The organism is Pseudomonas sp. NPDC078700, assembly GCF_044542375.1.
GTDB lineage: Bacteria > Pseudomonadota > Gammaproteobacteria > Pseudomonadales > Pseudomonadaceae > Aquipseudomonas.
In genome coordinates, this window is sequence record NZ_JBITUI010000001.1 from 1,140,958 (window position 1) to 1,164,058 (window position 23,101).

21 protein-coding genes are annotated in these 23,101 nt (G+C 53.8%); 11 read left to right on the top strand and 10 right to left on the bottom strand.

Translation table 11 applies throughout. The features are described from left to right. Positions 1-125 precede the first annotated feature (125 nt). The 3 genes from ACIGCM_RS05535 to ACIGCM_RS05545 all read left to right on the top strand — a co-directional run bounded on the left by ACIGCM_RS05535 (position 126) and on the right by ACIGCM_RS05545 (position 5,447). Entirely contained in the window at positions 126-839 is a 714-nt protein-coding gene (locus tag ACIGCM_RS05535) for a methyl-accepting chemotaxis protein (RefSeq protein ID WP_397501119.1), read from the top strand. Positions 840-1,207: 368 nt separating this feature from the next. Then, positions 1,208-2,353, top strand: a complete 1,146-nt coding sequence (locus tag ACIGCM_RS05540; protein WP_397501007.1) for an efflux RND transporter periplasmic adaptor subunit — start codon at positions 1,208-1,210, stop codon at positions 2,351-2,353. A 25-nt stretch (positions 2,354-2,378) separates the two neighbouring features. After that, the gene (locus ACIGCM_RS05545; protein ID WP_397501008.1) at positions 2,379-5,447 is read left to right on the top strand and encodes a multidrug efflux RND transporter permease subunit; all 3,069 of its coding nucleotides are present in this window, start codon (positions 2,379-2,381) and stop codon (positions 5,445-5,447) included. Between the two features lie 146 nt (positions 5,448-5,593). Here ACIGCM_RS05545 and ACIGCM_RS05550 read toward each other — a convergent pair whose 3' ends face one another. The 5 genes from ACIGCM_RS05550 to ACIGCM_RS05570 all read right to left on the bottom strand — a co-directional run bounded on the left by ACIGCM_RS05550 (position 5,594) and on the right by ACIGCM_RS05570 (position 9,674). After that, a complete protein-coding gene (locus tag ACIGCM_RS05550; RefSeq protein WP_397501009.1) occupies positions 5,594-5,809 on the bottom strand; it encodes a hypothetical protein in 216 nt (71 codons plus the stop codon). 305 nt (positions 5,810-6,114) lie between these two features. Then, entirely contained in the window at positions 6,115-7,761 is a 1,647-nt protein-coding gene (groL, locus tag ACIGCM_RS05555; protein ID WP_397501010.1) for a chaperonin GroEL, read from the bottom strand. A gap of 47 nt (positions 7,762-7,808) precedes the next feature. After that, the gene (locus ACIGCM_RS05560) at positions 7,809-8,102 is read right to left on the bottom strand and encodes a co-chaperone GroES (RefSeq protein ID WP_010486228.1); all 294 of its coding nucleotides are present in this window, start codon (positions 8,100-8,102) and stop codon (positions 7,809-7,811) included. Between the two features lie 321 nt (positions 8,103-8,423). Then, positions 8,424-8,879, bottom strand: a complete 456-nt coding sequence (locus tag ACIGCM_RS05565; protein WP_397501011.1) for an FxsA family protein — start codon at positions 8,877-8,879, stop codon at positions 8,424-8,426. Between the two features lie 69 nt (positions 8,880-8,948). Further along, complete coding sequence (locus ACIGCM_RS05570) at positions 8,949-9,674, bottom strand: HugZ family protein (RefSeq protein WP_397501012.1); 726 nt, start codon at positions 9,672-9,674, stop codon at positions 8,949-8,951. A gap of 225 nt (positions 9,675-9,899) precedes the next feature. Between ACIGCM_RS05570 and ACIGCM_RS05575 the strand changes: the two genes are divergently transcribed. Continuing rightward, positions 9,900-10,658: an SDR family oxidoreductase gene (locus ACIGCM_RS05575; protein ID WP_397501013.1), complete on the top strand. Its 759-nt coding sequence runs from the start codon at positions 9,900-9,902 to the stop codon at positions 10,656-10,658. Between the two features lie 64 nt (positions 10,659-10,722). Here the strand turns inward: ACIGCM_RS05575 and ACIGCM_RS05580 are convergent, their stop codons facing one another. Together ACIGCM_RS05580 and ACIGCM_RS05585 are read right to left on the bottom strand one after the other, a co-directional pair. Next, on the bottom strand, positions 10,723-11,745 hold the full coding sequence (locus ACIGCM_RS05580) for a DUF481 domain-containing protein (RefSeq protein WP_397501014.1): 1,023 nt from the start codon (positions 11,743-11,745) through the stop codon (positions 10,723-10,725). 127 nt (positions 11,746-11,872) lie between these two features. Continuing rightward, the gene (locus tag ACIGCM_RS05585; protein WP_397501015.1) at positions 11,873-12,871 is read right to left on the bottom strand and encodes a DUF481 domain-containing protein; all 999 of its coding nucleotides are present in this window, start codon (positions 12,869-12,871) and stop codon (positions 11,873-11,875) included. Between ACIGCM_RS05585 and ACIGCM_RS05590 the strand changes: the two genes are divergently transcribed. The 3 genes from ACIGCM_RS05590 (at position 12,870) to ACIGCM_RS05600 (ending at position 15,817) form a co-directional block, all read left to right on the top strand. Further along, entirely contained in the window at positions 12,870-13,262 is a 393-nt protein-coding gene (locus ACIGCM_RS05590; protein ID WP_397501016.1) for an MGMT family protein, read from the top strand. The genes ACIGCM_RS05585 and ACIGCM_RS05590 overlap by 2 nt on opposite strands. Positions 13,263-13,306: 44 nt before the next feature. Next, the gene (locus ACIGCM_RS05595; RefSeq protein ID WP_397501017.1) at positions 13,307-14,875 is read left to right on the top strand and encodes an AmpG family muropeptide MFS transporter; all 1,569 of its coding nucleotides are present in this window, start codon (positions 13,307-13,309) and stop codon (positions 14,873-14,875) included. 240 nt (positions 14,876-15,115) lie between these two features. Further along, positions 15,116-15,817 carry a lipopolysaccharide kinase InaA family protein gene (locus ACIGCM_RS05600; RefSeq protein WP_397501018.1) on the top strand — a complete coding sequence of 234 codons (702 nt, stop codon included), beginning with the start codon at positions 15,116-15,118 and terminating at the stop codon, positions 15,815-15,817. 97 nt (positions 15,818-15,914) lie between these two features. On the opposite strand, the gene ACIGCM_RS05605 is transcribed toward ACIGCM_RS05600, so the two are convergent. Both ACIGCM_RS05605 and ACIGCM_RS05610 read right to left on the bottom strand, forming a co-directional pair. Beyond that, positions 15,915-16,754: a mechanosensitive ion channel family protein gene (locus ACIGCM_RS05605; protein ID WP_397501019.1), complete on the bottom strand. Its 840-nt coding sequence runs from the start codon at positions 16,752-16,754 to the stop codon at positions 15,915-15,917. A 136-nt stretch (positions 16,755-16,890) separates the two neighbouring features. After that, positions 16,891-17,370, bottom strand: coding sequence for a YajQ family cyclic di-GMP-binding protein (locus ACIGCM_RS05610; protein WP_397501020.1), 480 nt, complete (start codon positions 17,368-17,370; stop codon positions 16,891-16,893). Positions 17,371-17,515: 145 nt separating this feature from the next. On the opposite strand from ACIGCM_RS05610, the gene ACIGCM_RS05615 reads away from it, so the two are divergent. The 4 genes from ACIGCM_RS05615 to ACIGCM_RS05630 are packed head-to-tail and all read left to right on the top strand — an operon-like array spanning position 17,516 to position 22,043. Next, complete coding sequence (locus ACIGCM_RS05615) at positions 17,516-18,481, top strand: response regulator (RefSeq protein WP_397501021.1); 966 nt, start codon at positions 17,516-17,518, stop codon at positions 18,479-18,481. After that, positions 18,478-19,392, top strand: a complete 915-nt coding sequence (locus ACIGCM_RS05620; protein ID WP_397501022.1) for a putative 2-dehydropantoate 2-reductase — start codon at positions 18,478-18,480, stop codon at positions 19,390-19,392. The genes ACIGCM_RS05615 and ACIGCM_RS05620 overlap by 4 nt, the downstream gene beginning before the upstream one ends. Positions 19,393-19,440: 48 nt before the next feature. Beyond that, positions 19,441-21,459 (top strand): ATP-binding protein, encoded by a 2,019-nt coding sequence (locus ACIGCM_RS05625; protein ID WP_397501023.1) that lies wholly within the window; start codon positions 19,441-19,443, stop codon positions 21,457-21,459. A 2-nt stretch (positions 21,460-21,461) separates the two neighbouring features. Further along, entirely contained in the window at positions 21,462-22,043 is a 582-nt protein-coding gene (locus ACIGCM_RS05630; RefSeq protein WP_397501024.1) for a cob(I)yrinic acid a,c-diamide adenosyltransferase, read from the top strand. A 125-nt stretch (positions 22,044-22,168) separates the two neighbouring features. Here the strand turns inward: ACIGCM_RS05630 and ACIGCM_RS05635 are convergent, their stop codons facing one another. Next, positions 22,169-23,062 carry a pseudouridine synthase gene (locus ACIGCM_RS05635; protein ID WP_397501025.1) on the bottom strand — a complete coding sequence of 298 codons (894 nt, stop codon included), beginning with the start codon at positions 23,060-23,062 and terminating at the stop codon, positions 22,169-22,171. Positions 23,063-23,101 lie beyond the last annotated feature (39 nt).

The window sequence follows — 23,101 nt, forward strand, 5'->3', positions numbered from 1 at the left end:
TCAACCAGCTTCAGCGCAGCACTACCGACTTGGACGGTGCCAGTGGCGAGTTGAACGCAATCGCTGCGGTGATGGCACAAGGCAGTCGCGATCAGTTTTCTCGCACCGATCAAGTCGCCACCGCCATGCATGAAATGTCCGCTACGGCGCAAGAAGTCTCCCGCCACGCCGGTGAGGCCGCCAACGCTGCAGATGACGCCGACAGCTCAGCGCAACAAGGTGAGCAGGTGATGCAGTCAACCATCGAAACCATCACTCACATGAGCCAGGCAATCGTTACCACCGCCGAGGTTATCCGCCAACTCGAAGATGACAGTGGCCGCATCAGCAAAGTGCTTGAAGTTATCCGTGGAATTGCCGAGCAGACCAACCTGCTCGCCCTCAATGCGGCGATTGAGGCTGCACGTGCCGGTGAAGCGGGTCGTGGTTTTGCCGTAGTGGCTGATGAGGTGCGTACACTGGCCCAGCGCACTGCCGAATCAACAGCCGAAATCAACCAGATCATCAGCACCGTACAAACCGGCTCCAGCAACGCCGTACGCGCCATCGAAAGCGGCCAAGAACTCAGCAATAAAGGGCTTGAACAAGTCATGCAGGCAGGCACAACATTGCAGCAGATTACCGCTGCGATTGAAGCGATCCGCGACATGAACCACCAGATCGCAACCGCAGCAGAAGAGCAAACCGCAGTGGCTGAAGATATTTCACGCAACCTGACTGAGATAACCACTATCGCTAACGCAAATGAAAAGAACGTCCAGCGCACTGAAGTTGCCAGCCGAAATCTACACAGTTTATCGACTGCACTTAGCGACGTTACCCAGCGCCTGAGGGCATAGCAGACACCTGCAACCGGCACGCACTCTTGCTTGCCGATTGCGCAGATCAGGGCGCGATCTGCAACTAGCAGCGGCAAAAAACCCTAAATTAGCGGGACAAGCGCCGGTTCTTATTAACCTCCGCACAAAGCGAAACCATTTGTTATTGGCAGGCTTTGACTTGCCTTCACAAGGGCACTAATGTTCCACCTTGGCCTAGGGTCTGTACCCCCTTTCGCTCACGGCTGCGCCGGAGCCTGCTGTAGTGCGAGACAACGCACGAGACTCGACGTTTGGTTATTCCAAATGCGTGTCGAGAAATACAGGAACGCGCTAAACGGGAACAGAACCTGAGATTAGGCTCCCTTTACCTGCCAAGGATATGCAACATGTTGCTTCGCCGGATGCTAATAATGATAGGCGTGGTTGTACTTGTGGTGCTCGCTTTGGGCGCCTACAAAGGCTACTCCATCTACCAACAAATCCAAATGTTCTCTGCCCCTAAACCTGCAATCAGCGTTAGTGCCAGCAGTGTGCAAAAGCGGCCTTGGCAACAGCGGATTCCCGCTATCGGCACCCTTAAAGCGCTCCAAGGTGTTGATTTGACCGTCGAGGTCAACGGCATCGTGCAAAGCGTACTGTTTAAATCCGGTGAGCAGGTTAAGAAAGATCAGCCGCTGGTGCAGATGAAGAGCGAGGTCGAGAGTGCAAATCTGGCAACCGCCAAAGCCGACTTGAATCTGGCGCGCGTGCAATTTGAGCGTGGACAAAAACTGGTTGCCCGGCAAAACCTCTCGAAAAGCGAATATGATCAGCTTGCTGCAGAGAACACCAAAGCCAAGGCCAGTGTCGACCAGCTAGAAGCACTGCTGGCGAAAAAACGTATCTTGGCACCCTTTAGCGGCACCATTGGTATACGGCAGATAGACGTGGGTGACTACCTCTCCTCGGGCACTTCCATTGCCACCTTGCAGGACATCTCGCAGCTGTATTTGGACTTCTTCCTGCCGGAGCAAGACGTTCCGCAAGTAGCCGTTGGTCAGACCCTTAACTTCAGTGTCTCGGCCTACCCCAAACACGTTTTCAGCGCCCGCATTTCGGCCATCAACCCCAAAGTTGAAGACAGCACACGCAACGTGCAAGTGCGCGCCACCCTGGACAACCCTGATAACAAACTATTGCCGGGCATGTTTGCCAACCTGCAACTGCTGTTAGCCGATAACAGCGCGCAAACAATCATTCCTGAAACCGCTGTCACCTACACCCTGTACGGCAACTCGGTGTACGCCGTGGTTGAGAAGAAAGACGAACAAGGCAATGTGGTCAAAGAAGATGATGGTAAACCTCAGCTGATTGCCCAGCGCCGCGTAATTGAAACCGGCGAACGCCGCGATGGACAAGTGGTCGTTCTCAAAGGTCTAGAAGCTGGTGAGCGGGTGGTGACGTCGGGGCAACTTAAGCTCGATAACGACGCCCATATAAAAATCGTCGACCAACCCTCCGCTACGGCCAGTACGCCTGGCGCCGAGCAATAAGCGGCGCCTAGCCCAAGGAATAGACATGGCTTTTACTGACCCATTTATTCGGCGCCCAGTGTTGGCGACCGTGGTCAGTTTGCTGATCATCCTGCTTGGTTTGCAGGCCTTCAACAAACTCACCATTCGTGAATACCCGCAGCTTGAGAATGCCCTGATCACGGTCACCACGGCTTACCCCGGGGCGAATGCCGAAACAATTCAGGGGTACATCACCCAGCCTTTGCAGCAAAGCCTTGCCAGCGCTGAAGGCATTGATTACATGACCTCCGTAAGTCGTCAGAACTTCTCGGTGATTTCGATCTATGCGCGCATTGGCTCTGACAGCGATCGCCTGTTCACCGAGTTGCTGGCCAAGGCCAACGAGGTTAAGAACCAACTGCCACAAGATGCCGAAGACCCAGTGCTATCAAAAGAGGCCGCTGACGCTTCGGCATTGATGTACGTGAGTTTTTACAGTGATGAGCTGACGAACCCGCAAATCACCGATTACCTGTCGCGAGTAATCCAACCCAAACTGGCCACATTGCCGGGCATGGCCGAAGCTGAAATCCTCGGCAACCAAGTCTTCGCCATGCGCCTTTGGCTGGACCCAGTAAAAATGGCGGCCTACGGCATCACCGCGGGCGATGTGAACAGCGCCGTACGCAAATACAACTTCCTCTCCGCCGCAGGCGAGGTCAAAGGTGAATATGTAGTCACCAGTATCAATGCCGAAACTGATCTGAAAAACGTTGAAGGCTTTTCTGCCATTCCACTAAAAACCGTTGGCGACAGCCGGGTGTTAATCGGCGACGTAGCACGGGTCGAGATGGGCGCTGAAAACTACGACTCAATCAGCTCCTTTGACGGCATTCCCTCGGTGTATATCGGCATCAAAGGCACACCCAGTGCCAACCCACTTGATGTGATCAAAGAAGTTCGCAAGGCCATGCCAGCGCTTGAGGCGCAATTGCCGCCCAACCTCAAGGTCTCGATTGCCTATGACGCCACGCTGTTTATTCAGGCTTCCATTGATGAGGTGGTCAAAACACTCGGCGAAGCGGTAATTATCGTCATCATCGTGGTGTTTCTGTTCCTTGGCGCACTGCGCTCGGTGTTGATCCCGGTGATCACCATCCCGCTGTCGATGATTGGCGTACTGTTTTTCATGCAGTTAATGGGCTACTCCATCAACCTGCTGACATTGTTGGCAATGGTACTGGCGATTGGTTTGGTGGTGGACGACGCAATTGTCGTGGTGGAGAACATTCACCGTCATATCGAGGAAGGTAAAACGCCCTTCGATGCGGCGATAGAGGGTGCACGTGAAATCGCTGTGCCAGTGGTCTCGATGACCATCACGCTGGCAGCGGTCTATGCACCTATCGGCTTCCTCTCTGGGCTGACAGGCGCGCTATTCAAGGAGTTTGCCCTCACCCTGGCAGGTGCCGTGATTATCTCCGGCATTGTCGCGCTGACGCTGTCACCGATGATGTGCTCCAAGCTGCTGCGTCATGAGGAAAAGCCCAGCGGGCTGACCCACAAACTCGATCAAATTTTCGACAGGCTCAAATCCCGGTACCAGCGCAGCCTGCACGGCACACTTGAAACCCGCTCAGTGGTACTGGTGTTTGCCATTATTGTCATGTGTTTGATTCCGGTGCTGCTCAAGTTCACCAAGAACGAACTGGCACCTGAAGAAGATCAAAGCATCATCTTCATGTTTTCCAATGCGCCTCAACCGACCAACCTTGACTACCTCAATAAGTACACCGATCAATTCCTGCCGATCTTTAAGGACATCCCGGAGTACAACTCCTGGTTCCAGATCAACGGCTTTGATGGCGTGCAGTCGGGCATTGGCGGTTTTCAGTTGAAACCCTGGGACCAACGCTCGCGCACCCAAATGGAACTGCTACCTGAGGTACAAGCCAAGCTAAACGAAATACCCGGCCTGCAAGTCTTTGCCTTCAACCTGCCCTCCTTGCCGGGAACTGGTCAGGGCTTGCCGTTTCAGTTTGTAGTCAATACGCCGAACGATTACGAGTCACTGCTAGCGGTGACTGACAAAATCAAAAGGCGAGCTGAAGAGTCGGGCAAATTTGCCTTTCTTGATGTTGACCTGGCGTTCGACAAGCCAGAGGTCGTGGTGGATATCGACCGAGAAAAAGCCGCGCAGATGGGCGTTTCCATGGAAGATATCGGCGTAGCGCTGTCCAGCTTGCTCGGCGAGGGTGAGATCAACCGCTTCACCATTGAGGGCCGTAGTTATAAGGTGATCGCTCAGGTCGAACGGGCTTATCGCGACAATCCCGGCTGGCTAAACAGCTACTACGTGAAGAGTGAAAGTGGTGCCCTGCTACCACTGTCGACGTTGATTAAAATCAGCGACCGCGCAAGGCCGACCCAGCTCAACCAGTTCCAGCAGCTCAACTCGGCAATCATCCAGGGCTTCCCGATTGTCAGCATGGGCGAAGCCATCGACACGGTTCGCCAGTTCGCCGAGGAGGAAGCCCCCGCAGGCTACTCGTTTGACTACGCAGGTTCCTCACGTCAATACATTCAAGAAGGCACGGCGTTGTATGCCACCTTCGGTATCGCCTTGGCGCTGATCTTCTTAGTGTTGGCGGCGCAGTTCGAGAGTTTCCGAGACCCACTGGTGATCATGGTCACAGTGCCGCTGTCGATTTGCGGCGCCTTGGTGCCGCTGTTCCTCGGCCTGTCGAGTATGAATATCTACACTCAGGTGGGTTTGGTGACCTTGATCGGGCTGATTACCAAGCATGGTATTCTGATCGTCGAATTTGCCAATCAGCTACGACGCGAGAATGGCTTGTCACGCCGTGAAGCTATCGAGGAAGCGGCATCGATTCGCCTACGCCCAGTGCTGATGACGACGGCCGCAATGGTTTTCGGCATGGTGCCTTTGATTCTGGCAACAGGTGCAGGCGCGGTGAGCCGTTTTGACATTGGTCTGGTGATTGCCACCGGCATGACAGTCGGCACCTTGTTCACCCTGTTCGTGTTGCCTTGTGTCTACACCCTGATTGCACATCCAGACACAGAGCCAGAAGCCGAGCCAGAGCAAGCTGCAGAGCCTGTGACGACTTAAGACCAACGCCCGCTGCATCGCACGGGCGTTTTTATATGCTCAGTAAATGATTGCTTAGGGTGCGGCAACAAAAAGCTTGCCCACCCTATTAATCAACAATCCCATTACCGAGCGCACAGACGGCAGACAAAAAAGCGTTGTCCGCCTTACTTCAGGCCTTGGGACATGCCAAACATAAACAGCAACAGGTCGTGATCGGGTTTAGTTTGCGGATCAGGCCGCTGGCTGACTGGCATAGGGCAATAACCCTGACTGAATCCAGAGATGATTTGCGGACTGTCTTGGTTCCACGCGGCGAATGCCATCGAGGTCACGCCTAATGCGCCAACCAAGAACAAACCTCGAGCGATTTCTAGCTTCATTACTGCAACCTCTTGATAGCGCTGCCAAACGCTGTTTTTTCACCCTAGATCACATCAGTAATTTTTGTCGACCTAGGCGACAAACGGTAGAGACTGAATCAAGGCAAGTAGCATCAACCGGGTTCTGAACCTAAGCCCGGTGATTGGTTCAATCCGCGTTGGATACTCAGGGATCGATAGTGAAAAAAACGTTAAATGCTCAAAGCAAACGGCCGCAACTGGCACTAATCGATAAGTGGTAACCAGGATATTTCAGACAAAAAAAACCCCGCGACAAGCGCGGGGTTTTCGATGGAGGGGCTGAATTACATCATGCCGCCCATACCACCCATACCACCCATGCCGCCCATATCAGGCATTGCAGGGCCTTTGTCGTCAGCTACTTCAGCGATCATCGCTTCGGTAGTGATCATCAGGCTGCCGATAGAGGAAGCCGCTTGCAGCGCAGAACGGGTTACTTTAGCAGGGTCAAGAATACCCATTTCGATCATGTCGCCGTACACGCCAGTCGCAGCGTTGTAACCGTAGTTACCTTCGCCTTGCTTGACCTTGTCGACCACAACGCTCGGCTCGTCACCTGCGTTCGCAACGATCTGACGCAGTGGCGCTTCAACTGCGCGACGCAGCAGTGCGATACCAACGTTCTGGTCATCGTTGTCGCCTTTCAGGTCAACGATGGCCTGCAGAGCGCGAACCAGTGCCACGCCACCGCCAGGAACCACGCCTTCTTCGACCGCAGCACGGGTCGCGTGCAGGGCGTCTTCAACGCGGGCCTTCTTCTCTTTCATTTCAACTTCGGTGCCTGCACCGACTTTGATGACCGCAACACCACCAGCCAGTTTGGCCAGACGCTCTTGCAGTTTTTCTTTGTCGTAGTCCGAAGAAGTGTCTTCGACCTGCTTGCGGATCTGAGCAACGCGGGCTTCGATATCAACCTGCTGACCAGCACCGTCGATGATGGTGGTGTTTTCTTTGCTCAGGATTACGCGCTTGGCGTTACCCAGGTGCTCAAGAGTTGTGCCCTCAAGGCTCAGGCCAACTTCTTCAGAGATCACAGTACCGCCAGTCAGGATCGCGATGTCCTGCAGCATGGCTTTACGACGATCGCCAAAACCTGGTGCTTTAACAGCAGCGACTTTAACAATACCGCGCATGTTGTTCACAACCAGAGTCGCCAAGGCTTCGCCTTCAACGTCTTCGGCAACGATCAGCAGTGGACGACCGGCTTTAGCAACAGCTTCCAGCACCGGCAGCATTTCGCGGATGTTGGAGATTTTTTTGTCGACCAGCAGGATCAGCGGGGTTTCAAGCTCAGCAACCATGGTGTCTGGCTTGTTGATGAAGTATGGCGACAGGTAGCCACGGTCAAACTGCATGCCTTCTACAACAGACAATTCGTTTTCCAGACCTGAGCCTTCTTCAACGGTGATCACGCCTTCTTTACCGACTTTTTCCATGGCTTCAGCGATGATGTCGCCGATGGAGTTGTCAGAGTTGGCCGAGATAGTGCCGACCTGAGCGATGGCTTTAGTGTCAGCACATGGCTTGGACAGGTTCTTCAGCTCTTTAACAATGGCGATGGTCGCCTTGTCGATGCCGCGCTTCAGGTCCATTGGGTTCATGCCAGCAGCGACGGCTTTGAGGCCTTCGTTGACGATAGCTTGAGCCAGAACGGTTGCAGTAGTAGTACCGTCGCCTGCGGCGTCGTTCGCCTTAGAGGCAACGTCTTTAACCAGCTGAGCGCCCATGTTTTCGAAACGATCTTTCAGTTCGATTTCTTTAGCAACAGAAACGCCGTCTTTAGTGATGGTTGGAGCACCGAAGCTCTTTTCCAGAACGACGTTACGGCCTTTCGGGCCTAGGGTTGCTTTAACAGCGTCAGCCAGGACGTTGACACCGGCGAGCATTTTTTTACGGGCGGAGTCGCCGAATTTAACTTCTTTAGCAGCCATGGAAATGCTTCCTCAATTCTTGACGGTTAAACGGAGATTCGTGGAAATCAGGCTTCAACAACAGCCAGGATTTCGCTTTCACCCATTACCAACAGGTCTTCGCCATCAACTTTGACGGTGTTGCTACCGGAGTAAGGGCCGAACACAACCTTGTCACCCACCTTAACAGCCAGTGCGCGAACTTCACCGTTGTCCAGCACACGGCCAGTACCTACGGCAACGATCTCGCCTTGGTTAGGCTTTTCTGCAGCGGAACCAGGCAGCACGATACCGCCAGCGGTTTTGGTTTCTTCTTCGCTGCGGCGAATCACTACGCGGTCATGCAGAGGACGAAGCTTCATTGTCGATCTCTCCCAATAGATTGTTTTATCAGCCGGTGCTTTCACCGGCGGTTAGCAAAGTCCGGCGTTGCCGGTAGCGTTGCGCAGTGCACAACGCTGAAGTCTGTTCTGTCTAAGTGACAGAAAACCTTGCGGTGTCTGCTACATGCGGGCGCAAAAGAGGATTTCAAGGGTGGCCGCTAATTTTTTTAGATTATTTGCCGAGGCTAAACGCTTGCTCAGCGTCCTACTAATGATCTGTTCGGCTAGCCCTTAGGCGCCCGGCAGTGCGAAACAAAAAAGCCCGTGACGCGGCACGGGCTTATCTCACATAACGAAATCTCAGTCGCGACGCTCATACTCGCCTTCAAGCACATTCGGGCGCGATTCAGTGGGGCGCTGCGCCGCCGCCAAATCATCGGCAAAAGCACGTTGGCGAGCCGCTTGTTCTGCGGCGCGGGCACGGATTTTACCGACGAAAATTCGCCGCGTGAACGGAATCAGACAGAACAGGCCGAAGATGTCGCTGATAAAACCCGGCAGCAGCAAAAGGCCGCCGCCCACAGCAATCATCAACCCTTCAAGGACTTCCTGCTCCGGCAACTCGCCACGGGCAAGACGTTCACGGGCGCGCAATGCCGTGGCGATCCCCGCCACACGCAGCAGCAGGCTGCCCAATACCGCAGAGCCAATTAGCAGCAATATGGTCGGCAGCACCCCAATAGCGCCTCCGACCTTAATCAATACGGCCAGCTCAATGAGCGGGAACAATAAAAATAAAAACAAAAAAGCACGCATCAGAATTTCCTTAACGGAAGAACAGCTTCCTGTGAGGATGAAGTATGGGTTCGCGCGCTTAATTCAAGCTTAAGCCCGCTCATTAACCGGCCATACATCGGCGTGAGCCAAAGCCACCAAGGCCTGACGCACCGCTCCAGGAGTGTTACAAATTGTTGGAAACGCCAGCCAATAGACTGATTTAGCGATCCGTAGATGGAAACCTTCGCTGTCAATACCGACCATTTCAGCCGAGGGCTGCGCGGGCAAATCGGCAAGGGTCACATAATGGGCAATGGCTTTAGCATGATCCGCATTCATGTGCTCAATCATGCTCTCCTCAGAGTCACCGGCAAATACATTGCTCAGCGTCACCTGATCGACCCAGTGAATGGCACCAAACCCGCCGATGTAACGGCTACGCACAGGCTCAAGGCGCCAAAAATCGAAATCATGGGCGCGGTGATAGTCAGCCGACTCTGGGAAGTAACGGTAATAGCGGGCAGCCGCGGCCTCAATCTCTTGCGGATCCTCCAACTGACGAGCCTCAGCCAGTACTGTCAGACGGCCAGCGGCCTGAATGTCATCCGCTGCGCGTTCGCCCACCAATATTGAACACTTCGGATCACGCTGCAGGTTATGAGTGTGCTGGGCAATGCGGCTAATCAGGATAATTGGGTAGCCCTGTGCATCGAGGCAATAAGGCACCACTGATCCGAAAGGAAAGCCTGGCATGCTCTTGGAATGCGTCGAGAGTACAGCTCGGTATTCCTTGAGCAGCAATTCTCGGGCATGCTTAGCCGCGCTTACGCTCATTTAATGACTCCCTGCAAATAATTCGTCATAAAAAGACACTGGGACGGCCATCGCAATCTAGCCTCACCCGATTAGCCGTTCAAACCAGTGCTCGATATCCGCTGATTCACGCAGTTTACGCGCTGCCTAATGAAATTTTCAGCAGATTTCTCCAAATAACACGGATCATAGGCTCGACCGCAGGTCGCCAGCAGGGCTCAACAGCACACTTGAAAGGGTTATTCCATGCAACTGCAAGACAAAGTCATCATCATTACTGGCGGCTGTCAGGGCCTTGGCCGCGCCATGGGTGAATATCTGGCCAGCAAAGGGGCCAAGCTGGCACTGGTCGACCTCAATCAGGAGCGTCTCGACGAAGCCGTCGCTGCCTGCAAAGCATTGGGCACCGACGCACGTTCATACCTGTGCAACGTCGCAAACGAAGAGCAGGTCGTCCACACGATCGCACAAATTGCAGAGGACTTTGGTGCCATCAATGGCTTGGTTAACAACGCCGGCATCTTGCGCGACGGCCTGACCATCAAAGTAAAAGATGGCGAAATGAGCAAGATGAGTTTGGCTCAGTGGCAAGCCGTGATCGATGTCAATCTGACCGGCGTGTTCCTCTGCACCCGTGAAGTCGCAGCGAAGATGGTTGAGCTGAAAAACCAAGGGGCAATCATCAACATCTCCTCGATCTCGCGCGCCGGCAACATGGGCCAAGCCAACTACTCAGCCGCTAAGGCTGGCGTTGCCGCAGATACGGTGGTCTGGGCCAAAGAGCTGGCACGCTACGGCATTCGTGTAGCCGGTGTTGCTCCGGGCTTTATCGAAACCGAAATGGTTGCGAGCATGAAGCCAGAAGCGCTGGAGAAAATGACCTCAGGCATTCCGCTGCGTCGTTTGGGCAAACCGGCTGAAATCGCTCACTCGGTGGCTTATATCCTGGAAAACGACTACTACACCGGTCGCATTCTTGAGCTCGATGGCGGCCTGCGCCTGTAACGCTACGCCGTGCGTAACGAAAAACGCCCCGCATATGCGGGGCGTTTTGCTAGGCGATTCGCCGTTACCAGCCGACACCGAAACCCAAGCTGTAACGCGTTTCATCCAGCTCGCTGTCGGAGTCACCACCACTGACCAAGTCTTTCTCGGCCTTCATATTCAGCGAGGCCCAGTCAGTGACCTTGTAACGCAGGCCAACCTCAGCGTCGAAGGTGTATTCCGCTACGTTATCCAGCGGTTTACCCACTTCGCCGGTGGTAAAGAACTCAACGGCTTTACCCAATAAGTAGCGGTTGTAATCCCACTTGCCACTGATGGCATAAAAGTTTGATTGGTCGCCGTTGGCATACTCATAATCGGTGCGGTTAAGTAGCCCCGCAACAGAGAAAGCACCCAATTCATCATCCCAGAACTGGTAACCAGGACCGGTACCGACAGTACGCTGACGCTCTAAATCCTCGACCTTGTCGCGCTTGTACTCAAGACGTCCCTGCCAGAACCAGTGTTCATCCAGAAAACGGTCGAGTGCGTATTCAGCATCCCAGTTATCAGTGGTGACAACGTGATCGGACAGCTCGCGGTTGTAGCTTGCTGTCGCATTGTGCCGCCAGCGGCCATGACGCGCCTGGGTTTTCAGGTCCAGGTCGTAATCATCGGTATCGGTATCTGCACGTTTGAAATCAAAGGCTGCATCAATATTGCCACGCCACGTCAGGTCTTCGACCAGAGGCTTGGGCTTCATGATCTGAGTAATGCTCGCCAACTCTACAGCGCGTGGAGCCTCACCATTGACCAGCACGACTTGCCCGGGCTCGCCCGCACGCAAAGATTTGGCCCGTTCGGAGTTTGAGTCGTCTTCCTTGACCAGCATCTCACGGTCGCTTTCTAGGGTTTTGACATTGCTCCACTTCAGCGGGATTGCTCCGGCGTAATCGGTTTGCAGGAGCAATTTACTGCCGTCGAAAAATTTGATTGTCCCGGTTAGGCGATCGCCGTTTTTTAGCCAAACGGTATCGGCTAAAAGCGGGGATGCGGCCAGAGACAAGGTGATGCTAAGTAAGGTACGAGAAGCTCTTTGGGAAAACATAGATGCACTATGACTGCTTGGATTCAAGAAATGTCGCGCATTATCTACATTCGCGACAGTTGAACAAGCACTGACCGGGCATTTCCAGTCAAGTTCAGGGATTCCGATCAATCGACTCGGGTTCGAGCTACCAACCCACGCCAACCCCGATCAAAAAATTCTCATCACTGTTGTTCGCACCCTGGGCTTCAATTCGGTCAAGCTCGTACAAAATAGACACCCGCGCCCAGCTGTTTAGCCGGTAACGCAGTCCGAATTCACTGTCGATGACATAGTCAATCTCACTGATCTCAGGAAACTGGATTTCCGCATTGGTGTAGAGCTCCAGGCGCGTACCCCACAGCAAGCGTTTGTAATCCCACCCCAGCGAAAAGGTGCGAAAGCTTAGGTCGCCACCAGGGTAGTCAAACTTGACTTCGTTGACCTGGCCAATCAAATCAAACCGCCCCAAGGAGTCATCCCAAAAACGGTAACCTGGCCCGGTACCAATAATTTGTTGCTTCTCGACAAACTCCAGGTGATCAACCTGTTGCTCGCCGCCTAAACGCCAAAACCAATGCTCGTTAAAAAATCGGTCAATGTCGTACTCGAGGTGCCAGTTATCATCGGTTAATCGGTCGTTTGTCGTCTCACGTTCGTACTCCCCATTCATAACCTGCCGCCAGCGACCCTTTTCGATTCGCGTATCGCCCTTAATCCTGAACTCATCTGAGTTATCGTCTTTGCGCTCAAGATTAAGCTTGGCGTCGAGATTGCCCTCCCAAGAGAAGTCCTTAAGGAGCTCACGGGCAGGCACCAGTCGGGTGATATTGGCCAACGGGACAGTTTCAGTGGCACCGTCAGTAATACGGACCATGCCTTTGCCAGAGGCTGCCAGACGCTCACTGTGCTTGCTGTCTAAACCTTGGCGACGAACTAATAGCGGCTGCTCGGAACTGAGTGTTTCGATATCCGACCAGTTGATTAATACTTGGCCGGCATATTTAGTCTTTAACGCCAGTTTTCCCCCATCGAGCAGGATAATTTCTCCACTCATACGGTCACCATTATTGAGCCAGACCGTATCAGCCATGAGCGGCGCAGCAACCACCAGCAGGATTGAAAGCAGACAGGTACGCAGCCACATGATTAATCACCTAGGACCAAGACAGGTTAAATCAGCCAAGAATGCCGCCTTGCAATCCTCCAAAGCAAGCCAGCAGGAGCGCCTGACCGCCTTGTATACCGTACTGGCACAAGTGCCTGAGGGTTACGTTGTGAGTTATGGCCAGTTGGCCGAACTCGCCGGCCTGGGCCGAGCGGCGCGTTGGGTGGGTAGAACCTTAAGTCAATTGCCAGATGGCAGTACCTTGCCTTGGCATCGAGTCGTTGCTGCCGGGGGGCGGCTGAGCTTGAGTGCAGGCAGTCATTCTGGGGCGGAACAACGCGCCAGATTGCGTGCTGAGGGCTTAACTATTCGGGGGGAAAAAGTGGATATCCGACAGCACGGCTGGCGTCCAATGGAGCACAGCGGTTAGAGTGCGCCCTTTGTTTAGTATTTCTTTAGGCTGAAACCTGCCCAATGCCTCAAAAAAGCTGGCGCGAAGCACTCGCCGCCTACTCTAGCCCCTCGACACTGGTACTACTGCTACTTGGATTTGCTGCCGGCATGCCGTACATGTTGGTATTTTCCACGCTGTCAGTATGGCTGCGTGAAGCAGGTGTAGCCCGGGAAACCATCGGCTTTGCCAGCCTCATCGGCCTTGCCTACGCCTTTAAATGGGTGTGGTCACCCCTTCTTGATCAGTGGCGCCTGCCTCTATTGGGCAAGCTCGGGCGGCGGCGCTCCTGGTTAGTTCTGTCGCAATTGTTGATTGTTATTGGCATGGCTGGGATGGCCATGTGTGATCCGCAAACGCGCCTGACGTGGCTGATAGCGCTTGCTGTGCTGGTGGCATTCGCCTCGGCCACCCAAGATATTGCAGTCGATGCTTACCGCCTTGAGATCGTGGACGACAGTCGCCAAGCGGCACTTGCCGCCAGCTACATGGCCGGTTACCGCGTCGCGGCCTTGCTCGCGACAGCTGGCGCTCTGTACTTCGCCGAAGGTTTCGGCTCAACCACACAGCTTTATCAATTCAGTGCGTGGTCAAGCACCTATTTGGTGTTTGCCCTGCTGATGGTCCCCGCGTTGATTACCAGCCTGTGGATGCGTGAACCCGATGTGCCTATTCGCACCCAGATGGCAGCTGCTCGCTACGGTTTCAGCCATCAAGTAGCGTCGGTGCTGGTGCTGATTGTGCTGCTTGTTTCAGTCCCGGCGATGTTTACCCAGCTCTATAACACTGACTTTGCCAGCGTAATTTCAGGCCAGATGAGCATGCTCGACCTGCTGCTGACTGACCGTGCATTCCTGCGTGCCCTGCTCTACACCATTCTGACCACGCTGTGCCTGTCCGCCATGGGCCGCCGTAGTTTGGCACCGGTACTGACCCCAGTGAATGACTTTGTCATGCGCTACCGCTGGCAAGCCTTCGTACTATTGGGGCTGATCGCCACCTATCGCATGTCCGATACAGTGATGGGCGTGATGGCCAACGTCTTTTATATCGATCAAGGCTTCACCAAAGATCAGATCGCCAGTGTCAGCAAGCTATTTGGCTTGTTTATGACCCTCTTCGGCGCAGGCTTTGGTGGATTGCTGATTGTGCGCTTCGGCATTCTGCCGATCCTGTTCATCGGCGGCGCGGCGTCTGCCGCCACTAACCTCCTGTTCCTGATGCTGGCAGGGATGGGCGCAAACCTGCACATGCTGATTCTGACCATATCAGCGGATAACTTCAGCGCGGGCCTCGCCACAGCGGCATTTGTGGCCTACCTATCGAGTTTGACCAACCTCAAATTCTCGGCCACTCAATACGCCTTGCTCAGTTCAATCATGCTGTTGTTGCCACGGCTGATTGGTGGTTATTCGGGGGTCATGGTTGAGAAGTTCGGGTACCCGCACTTTTTCTTGATCACTGCATTGCTGGGCGTTCCTACGCTATTTATGATTCTTATTCAGTGGCGTCGTGAACGACCAAGTGCGAATGGCAACCTTTCTGCGACTGCCAAGACGCCCCAGCCACCCAGCTCAACCGAGCAAGCCTAGAACGCTTTAATACTGGCGATATTTTACTCAGCACATACCAAGTAACTGCTTAAATGGCAGTTTTAATCGATCTACGGCGATCTGACGCTAAAGTGATGGTATTGTTGTCGACTATTTTGGATCTTTCCACAAGGCTATTTAGTCTAACAATAATGAAACCAACCCGCGCCAGGCACCACCAAACAGGTTGGATTGCCCGGCACCTGCACAAGGTGATTGGTTTTCGCTAAGGAGCTCAGTATGCAATCAGGGCAGCATTTGGCTTCCAGCGCTGAAAACAACATGTTTGAAGCCTGGTGGGCAAAACAAGGAGAATGGGTCGAAGAACCCAATGTTCGCCGCGGCGGCGAAAGCGGTGTGCAGCGCATTTATGATGACAACGGCAACCTGCTCTATGCCAAACGTCAGACAGGGCATATTCACCGCAGTTGGCTACACCCCTTCGGTCGCCTGACCGTTTTGCGCGAGCGCGATGCCTTGATTGGTGCCAGCCAGGCCGGTGTCAATGTACCGCAGATTGTTTACTGCTCAACCAGCGGTGAGCGCGGCCTGCTCGTGACAGCGGCCTTGGAAGGCTATCAAACCATTGAAGACTGGTACGCGGCCGGTGGGCGCGAACAGTATGGTGAAGCCCTGCATACTCAGCTGTTGAAAACTGTCGGGATTAACATCGCCCGCCTCAACCGCGCACGCTGGCAACATGGATGCATCTACGCCAAACACGTGTTTGTTCATATCGAGGGCGAAGGTGCTTCGGCCATACCGCACGCAGCAGTACTTGATCTGGAAAAGTGCCGTCAGCGCCTAACTAGCAAACAAGCCGCATTGCACGACATGAAACAACTGCGCCGCCACTCCGCTTGGAGTGCGACGGACTGGAAAATTCTTAAAGATGCCTATGAGCAGGAATTTGGGCGCAAATTAAGTGAATTGCCCAACTAAGACCGCTTAAACAACTCAGCCCGCCAGGTTGCAATAACCTGTTGGGCTGAGACCTGTGCATGCTCTAGTCCGCACAGGCTTAGCGCTATATAACGCCTTACTCTTTCGGCGCTGGTGGCGGCGCCATGTGCATAACACGCTGCGGGAAGGGAATACCAATACCTGCTTGTTCCAATTCCACTTTTGCCCTTTCGGTGAACTCGAAGGTCACTGGCCAAAAATCACCTGTCGCAACCCACACTCGCAACGACAAATCGACCGAGCTTTCTCCCAGCCCTGTCACATACACCACAGCCTCTGGTGAGGCATGTACACGTGGGTCTTTGGCTATGTTGAGCAGCACTTCCCGGGCTTTTTTAATGTCGCTGGTGTAGTCGATGCCCACTGCAACCTCGGCACGTCGCTTAGGCTCACGTGAATAGTTGGTGATATTGCCATTCGACAGGCTGCCGTTGGGCACAATAATCACCTTATTGTCAGCCGTTTTCAGCGTGGTGTGGAAGATCTGGATGGTATCGACGGTACCGCTTACGCCTTGGCCTTCGATCCAGTCACCCACGCGAAATGGGCGAAACATCATAATCAGCACGCCGCCGGCAAAGTTGGCCAAGCTGCCTTGCAACGCCAGACCAATAGCCAGACCTGCCGCACCAATCATCGCAATAAATGACGTGGTCTCGATACCGATCATCGAAGCAACGCTGATCGCCAGCAAAATTTTCAGAATGATATTGGCCAAGCTGCCAATAAAGCCGCTGAGCGCAATATCAAAACTACGCACACTAAGTAGCTTCGAGACACGCCGGGTTAAGGTATTGATCAGCCACCAGCCGATGCACAGGGTTAATAAGGCCAAGCCAAATTTCAGCGCATAACTTAGAGCGATAGGCAGCCACGCTTGTGACATCTCAACGACTTGGTCGACGGTTATATCCATGAAGTACTCCCTATAATAATCACGGCCTAAAACAGACACGTAAAACGAAATCGCCATGGCAAGCCATGGCGATTAAATTGCTACTACACCCTTTTTGCGACGGCAAAGCACCGTTAAAGGTTCAATTGATCTGCGGTTAATCGCGGAAATTATTGAACTGCAGCGGCATATCGAACTCTTTGGCGCGCAATGCGGCAATTGCCTCCTGCAGATCATCACGTTTTTTGCCGGTCACGCGTACCTGCTCGCCTTGAATAGCAGCCTGCACTTTTAGCTTTGCATCTTTAATATGAGCGACGATTTTTTTCGCCAGCTCTTTATCGATACCTTCACGCAGAACAGCTTCTTGCTTCATCGACTTGCCGGATGCATAAGCATCTTTAAATTCGAGGCATTGCACATCAATCTTGCGCTTGATCAAACTGAGCTTGAGAATTTCAGCCATTTGCTCCAACTGAAAACCTGCATCGGCTGTTAAAGTGACTGTTAAGTCCTTGACTTCGAAAGTGCCTTTGCCGCGAAGGTCGTAGCGACGCTCCAGCTCTTTCATGGCATTGTCGATGGCATTGGTCACTTCGTGTTTGTCCAGCTCGGACACCACGTCGAACGAAGGCATAGGTTTCCTCCTTTTTTTGGCGCGACCCAGATCACGAATAGGCCGCAGATTGCTTGACGAGTAAAAATCATAACCATTATATATCGGGAGCGACACTGACTGCCCAGCGGTGCCTCCAGATCACACCTCCTTTTGTGAGTTTTAAATGCCCAACCGACACCTCAGCATCATGGTGGTGGACGACGCCAAGTTCTCCAGTGCAATCATCGGTCGCACGCTGAGTCAAGCGGGGTACCTTGATATTCGCTATGCCAACAGTGCCAGCGAAGCGATCAAACAACTTGAAGTACGCCCTGCGAGCGTGGTCCTTGCCGACTGGCTAATGCCCGGAACAGACGGCTTAATGCTGACATCGCAAGTGCGTCAGCTGGATGAAACCTCTGAGCACTACACCTATGTGATTTTGCTGACTGGCAAGGAAGGTGAAAACGTCCTGAGCGAAGCCTTTGACAGCGGCGTGGATGACTTCATCAACAAGTCAGCAATGAATGAACAATTGGTGCCACGTGTCTACGCCGCTGACCGGCTGTGCAACACATTGCAGCGTTTACTGATCGAAAACCGCTTGCTGGCCGATAACATTGCCAGCCTTGAGCAGCGCAATCTGGTTGATTCACTCACAGGCCTCGGCAACCTGCGCTACTTGGAGAAAAAGCTCGAAATAGGACTGCGCAATATAGCGTCACGCGGCGGTGCACTGGGCTATTTGCTGATTGGTCTACAAGACGCCAACGAACTGCGTAAACAATACGGCGAGCCCTTCTACAGCGAGCTCTTACACAGCGTCGGCCGACGCCTGCAACAATTGGTGCGCCCGCTCGATGTGCTCACGCGCATCGATGAAAACCACTTTGGCCTGGTGACGTTGTTATCCAACCTGCATGAGTGCTCGCCAAGCAGCTTCAAGCGCTTGCACGAAGGCCTCAACCTCAAAGCATTCAAGACCAGTGAAGGTTTTATCAGCCTTAAAGCCGGGGTTTGCTTAATCGGCCTGGATAACCGCAACTTACCTGTGACCCCGGCCGACTTAATCAACAGCGCCAAAAACTTGCTGCCTGAGTCCTATGCCAGTGGCCGTGTCGCTGCACTGCGCTTGCCTGAGACCCCGTGAGTAAGCGCTGGCATATCCTCGGCGCAGGCGCGCTTGGCGGCCTATGGGCGGCGCGACTGTTTCGCAGCGGATGTGATGTCGAGTTAATTTTGCGCGACCAGCAACGCCTGGCCAGCTATAAAACTGCAGGCGGCTTGACGCTGAGCGAAGGCGATCAAAGTCATTGCTATCCGATACCCGCTGTAAGTATCGAGACCTGCGGGCCGATTTCTCGACTGTTGCTGGCCAGCAAGGCCTACGATGCACCGGCAGCTATTAGCCAGCTTGCGCCCCTGATCAGCGCAGATACAGACGTGATCCTGCTGCAGAATGGCCTTGGCAGTCAGGAGCAAGTAGCGTCACTGATTCCAGCTCGCTGCATTTTGGCTTCAAGCACTGAGGGTGCATTTCGTCAGGCCGATTTTTCCATCGTCTTTGCCGGGCGCGGCCACACCTGGCTGGGTGATCCGCTGAACGCTATGCCTCCATCCTGGCTTGACGACTTACAAAAAAGTCAGATCAACCACGACTGGACTGACGATATCGTCAGCCGCCTCTGGCGCAAACTGGCGCTTAACTGCGCGATTAATCCACTGACCGTATTATATGACTGCCGCAACGGTGGACTGCTTGAACACCAAGCTGAGGTCGCCAGCCTGTGCAATGAATTGAGTCAGCTGCTGCAAGCCTGCGGCATGCCGACAGCGGCAACCGGTCTGTATGAGCAAGTGTTGCAGGTGATCAACGCCACAGCGGCCAACTACTCATCAATGCATCAAGATGTCACCCAAAAACGCCGCACAGAAATTACCTACTTAATTGGTTATGCCTGTATCGCCGCCGAGCGCCAGCAACTGGAATTGCCAAATTTAAAGGCTTTAAACGCCCGACTTTGCCACTACCTTGACGCACACGGATTGCCCCGCCACTAGCACCACGCTACCCTCAATAGCACTCCAGCCATCACGACCTCTCCAGCCATGTCCCTGCGCCAGCGTTTAGAAAACTTGCCAGTTGGCCGAAAAATGCTTGCAGCGCTGTTGGTGCTCGTCATCGCCGTGCTACTCGTTGCCAACCTGACCTTCATCAGTGCCGCTTACTGGATATCCCAGCAAAGCATGGCCCCTCAAGCAATGCACACACTCGGGCGAATTATTGCCAGCCCGGCGTTGAGTCAAAACGCCCTGAGCTCAACCCTTGAGGCCCAAGCATTGCTCAAGCGCTTGGATGACTATGCACCTCTACGCGGCGCGGTCATCTATGGCAGCGACGGGCAAAGCCTGGCGCAGCTTGAGCGCGGTGAAAAACTCGATATGCCGGAGCGCCTCGACGAGCTCGACTCTTGGCGCGTAACCGAATTTCGTAGCAACCAACTGATTGAATTGCCCCAACTCAACGGGCCACCTGGACACTTGTTGCTGGTGGCCTCGAGCGAACTGCCTGGAGCCTTCTATACCGGGACCTTGACGGCCAGCTTGTGGATTCTGGCCGTCAGTACAATGCTTTGGTTTTTGGTCGCTCGGCAGATTCGCCGCTTGGTCACCAGACCGATTCGTAAGCTCGAAGAGTTGTCACGCCAGGTGACCCGCGAAGAGAATTACTCCCTGCGCGCCAAACGCGGCAACAAGGATGAGATTGGCAGCCTTGCCGATGCGTTCAACACCATGTTGATGCGGATTGAGGCCCGGGAGCAGCAGCTCAAGCGTGCCCGCGATGAGTCGCAAACGGCCTTCGATCAGGCTCAACAACTTGCAGAAGAAACCCGGCACTCGAACCGTAAACTTGAGCTGGAAGTACAGTTTCGCAGCAAGATAGAAAAGAAACTCACGGGTTTTCAAAACTACCTCAACAGCATCATCGACTCTATGCCTTCGGCGCTAATCGCCCTGGATGATGAACTCTATGTCACCCAATGGAATCAGGAGGCTAGTGCGCTATCGGGAACCACTCTGGACGAGGCACTTAATCAGCCAGTCTTTTTGGCCTTCCCACACCTTAAGCTCTACCTTAACCAGCTCAAGCGCACGATTGATAAACACCAAGTTGAAAAAATCGAACGCATCACGTGGAGCAGAGAGGGTCAACCGCACCACTTTGCCCTGACGTTCTACCCTCTGACCGGCGTTAGCGGCCGGGGTGTTGTGATCCGTATCGATGACATTACTCAGCGCCTGAACCTTGAAGAGGTCATGGTTCAATCCGAAAAAATGCTTTCTGTCGGCGGTCTGGCTGCGGGTATGGCCCACGAAATCAACAACCCACTCGGTGCCATATTGCATAACGTGCAAAACATTCGCCGGCGCTTGTCGCCCGAACTTGAGCGCAACCGAGAAATAGCCACGCAAGAGGATATTTCGCTGGAAGCCATCGACCGCTATCTGCAAGCCAGAGAAATTCCCCAGCTACTCGGTGGAATCCAGCAGGCAGGCACCCGGGCCGCTAAAATCGTCAGCCATATGCTTAGCTTTAGCCGCCTGAGCAATCGCCAATTGAGCCCTTGCAACCTGCCAGGCCTCATCGACCAGGCACTGGAAATCGCCAGCAATGACTTCGATCTGACCGAACGCTTCGACTTCAAAAGTTTGATTATCGAGCGTGAGTTTGACCCCGAGCTTGGCCCGGTTCCGGCAACAGCGAATGAGTTAGAGCAGGTGCTGCTCAACCTACTCAAAAATGCCGCGCAGGCCATCCACCAGAGAGATGATCAACGCACCCCAGGGCAAATTAGTTTACGCACCCGCTTGTGCCCGCCGTGGGCGATCATTGAAGTAGAAGACAACGGCGTAGGCATGCCTGAATCGGTGCGTAAACGCATATTCGAACCGTTTTTTACGACCAAGGAAGTTGGTCAAGGCACCGGCCTGGGTTTATCCGTTTCGTATTTCATTATCACCAATAATCACAAAGGGCAGATGGAGGTACAGGCCAACAAGAATAAAGGCACCTGCTTTATTCTGCGTTTACCTCTAGCAGCCGTAAATCAAAGCACAGGTTTATAACGATGGGATTTCGACTTTCGAAGATTTATACACGCACCGGAGACGCCGGTGAAACCGGCTTGGCAGATGGCCGCAGAGTGACCAAAGATCACCCGCGCGTAGAAGCCATGGGCGAAATTGACACGCTAAACAGCCATATTGGCCTGCTGATCGCTGAGTTATACCTGTGCAAAGAACACCACCACGGGCTCGTCGATGTCATTGAGGTTCTGGAGCCTTGCCAGCACCGCTTGTTTGACTTGGGTGGCGAACTGGCAATGCCCGACTATCAAGCCCTGCAAACACCTGAAGTTGAGCGCCTGGAACAGGCAATAGACCGCTGGAATGAAACCCTGGGGCCGCTGGAAAACTTCATTCTGCCGGGAGGCTCGAAATTGGTGGCGCAAGCACACATTTGCCGCAGCCTCGCCCGCAGCGCTGAACGACGCTGTCAGCAGTTAAATGCACAGGAGCCGGTACGAAAGGTAGGCCTTGCATACGTCAATCGCATGTCTGACTTGCTGTTCGTTGCCGCGAGAATCATCGCCCATCATCAGCAGGTTAGCGAAGTCCTCTGGCAGGCGATGCCCAAACAAACCAAGTAGGCAGACAAGGTTTTGTCCGCCAAGGTGCTGATCAACATTGGCCGTGTGTGTTAATTAATGTTGGGCATGGCGCGCGCTAAAGCAGGCTCCGGCGCAGTCGTGAACGAAACGGCAACAGACCCTGCTTAAAGCAAGCTCATCTGGCTTTGGAAACTGCGCGTCTCACCGCTTACCGGATCGACAAACTCCAAGCCTTGGGCCAACAGTTTCAGCGGTTTGCTGTAGTCATCGGGGTCATTCGGGGTATCAATCACTTCAGGGTAGAACGGATCATTGCAGATGGGGGCACCCAATGCGGCGAGGTGCACTCGCAACTGGTGCTTCTTCCCGGTCACTGGATACAAGGCATACAGCCACTGCTCACCGAGTTTCTGCGCCACCTCAATGCGTGTTTCGGTGTTAGCCTCGCCCGCGACTTCCTGCATGCGAAAAAAAGGTTCACCCGGACCAAACCGAGTTTTGCGGAGCATTGGAAAATCCAATTCAGGCAGCGCCTTGGCCAAGGCTTCATAACGTTTGAACATTTTTCGTTCGCGAAACAACGCCTGATACAACCCGCGTGTTTGTACATTTGTCGAGAACAGCACCAAGCCTGCGGTATGCCGGTCAATGCGGTGCAAGGGCACAATATCTGCGTTAGCAAAACGCTTGGTCAGGCGCGCCTGCAACGTCTGTTCAACGTAACCACCGGAAGGCATTACCGGCAAAAAATGCGGTTTGTCGACGACCATTAAATGCTCGTCAGCATGCAGCACGACTTCGTCGAATGGGATAACTATTTCAACGGGCACTTCGCGAAAATAATGTACCCGTAACCCAGCCTTGTAAGCATGCTGCAGGTCTAGTGCTGTTCCCTGCGCATCGAGCACACGGCCACGCTGAAAGCGATCAATCCAGACTTCACGCGCCACCCCTGGGAAATGCGCGCACAAGCAATCCAGAACCGTCAGCCACTGACCTTGAGGCAAGTGCAGGGTACTGGGACGCATATTGGAAGGAGAACGGGCTTGAACAGGCATTTAGACACTCTACGGCTGATGCAAGTGCATATTAGGCCG

Bases quoted from the DNA above. Each gene is read 5' to 3' on its own strand.
- ACIGCM_RS05625 (WP_397501023.1), top strand. From the start codon at position 19,441: ATGTCCCTGCGCCAGCGTTTAGAAAACTTGCCAGTTGGCCGAAAAATG.
- ACIGCM_RS05545 (WP_397501008.1), top strand. From the start codon at position 2,379: ATGGCTTTTACTGACCCATTTATTCGGCGCCCAGTGTTGGCGACCGTG.
- ACIGCM_RS05540 (WP_397501007.1), top strand. From the start codon at position 1,208: ATGTTGCTTCGCCGGATGCTAATAATGATAGGCGTGGTTGTACTTGTG.
- ACIGCM_RS05580 (WP_397501014.1), bottom strand. From the start codon at position 11,745: ATGTTTTCCCAAAGAGCTTCTCGTACCTTACTTAGCATCACCTTGTCT.
- ACIGCM_RS05565 (WP_397501011.1), bottom strand. From the start codon at position 8,879: ATGCGTGCTTTTTTGTTTTTATTTTTATTGTTCCCGCTCATTGAGCTG.
- ACIGCM_RS05575 (WP_397501013.1), top strand. From the start codon at position 9,900: ATGCAACTGCAAGACAAAGTCATCATCATTACTGGCGGCTGTCAGGGC.
- ACIGCM_RS05535 (WP_397501119.1), top strand. From the start codon at position 126: ATGCATGAAATGTCCGCTACGGCGCAAGAAGTCTCCCGCCACGCCGGT.
- ACIGCM_RS05590 (WP_397501016.1), top strand. From the start codon at position 12,870: ATGATTAATCACCTAGGACCAAGACAGGTTAAATCAGCCAAGAATGCC.
- ACIGCM_RS05615 (WP_397501021.1), top strand. From the start codon at position 17,516: ATGCCCAACCGACACCTCAGCATCATGGTGGTGGACGACGCCAAGTTC.
- ACIGCM_RS05560 (WP_010486228.1), bottom strand. From the start codon at position 8,102: ATGAAGCTTCGTCCTCTGCATGACCGCGTAGTGATTCGCCGCAGCGAA.
- ACIGCM_RS05635 (WP_397501025.1), bottom strand. From the start codon at position 23,062: ATGCCTGTTCAAGCCCGTTCTCCTTCCAATATGCGTCCCAGTACCCTG.
- ACIGCM_RS05585 (WP_397501015.1), bottom strand. From the start codon at position 12,871: ATGTGGCTGCGTACCTGTCTGCTTTCAATCCTGCTGGTGGTTGCTGCG.
- groL (WP_397501010.1), bottom strand. From the start codon at position 7,761: ATGGCTGCTAAAGAAGTTAAATTCGGCGACTCCGCCCGTAAAAAAATG.
- ACIGCM_RS05600 (WP_397501018.1), top strand. From the start codon at position 15,116: ATGCAATCAGGGCAGCATTTGGCTTCCAGCGCTGAAAACAACATGTTT.
- ACIGCM_RS05550 (WP_397501009.1), bottom strand. From the start codon at position 5,809: ATGAAGCTAGAAATCGCTCGAGGTTTGTTCTTGGTTGGCGCATTAGGC.
- ACIGCM_RS05610 (WP_397501020.1), bottom strand. From the start codon at position 17,370: ATGCCTTCGTTCGACGTGGTGTCCGAGCTGGACAAACACGAAGTGACC.
- ACIGCM_RS05630 (WP_397501024.1), top strand. From the start codon at position 21,462: ATGGGATTTCGACTTTCGAAGATTTATACACGCACCGGAGACGCCGGT.
- ACIGCM_RS05595 (WP_397501017.1), top strand. From the start codon at position 13,307: ATGCCTCAAAAAAGCTGGCGCGAAGCACTCGCCGCCTACTCTAGCCCC.
- ACIGCM_RS05605 (WP_397501019.1), bottom strand. From the start codon at position 16,754: ATGGATATAACCGTCGACCAAGTCGTTGAGATGTCACAAGCGTGGCTG.
- ACIGCM_RS05570 (WP_397501012.1), bottom strand. From the start codon at position 9,674: ATGAGCGTAAGCGCGGCTAAGCATGCCCGAGAATTGCTGCTCAAGGAA.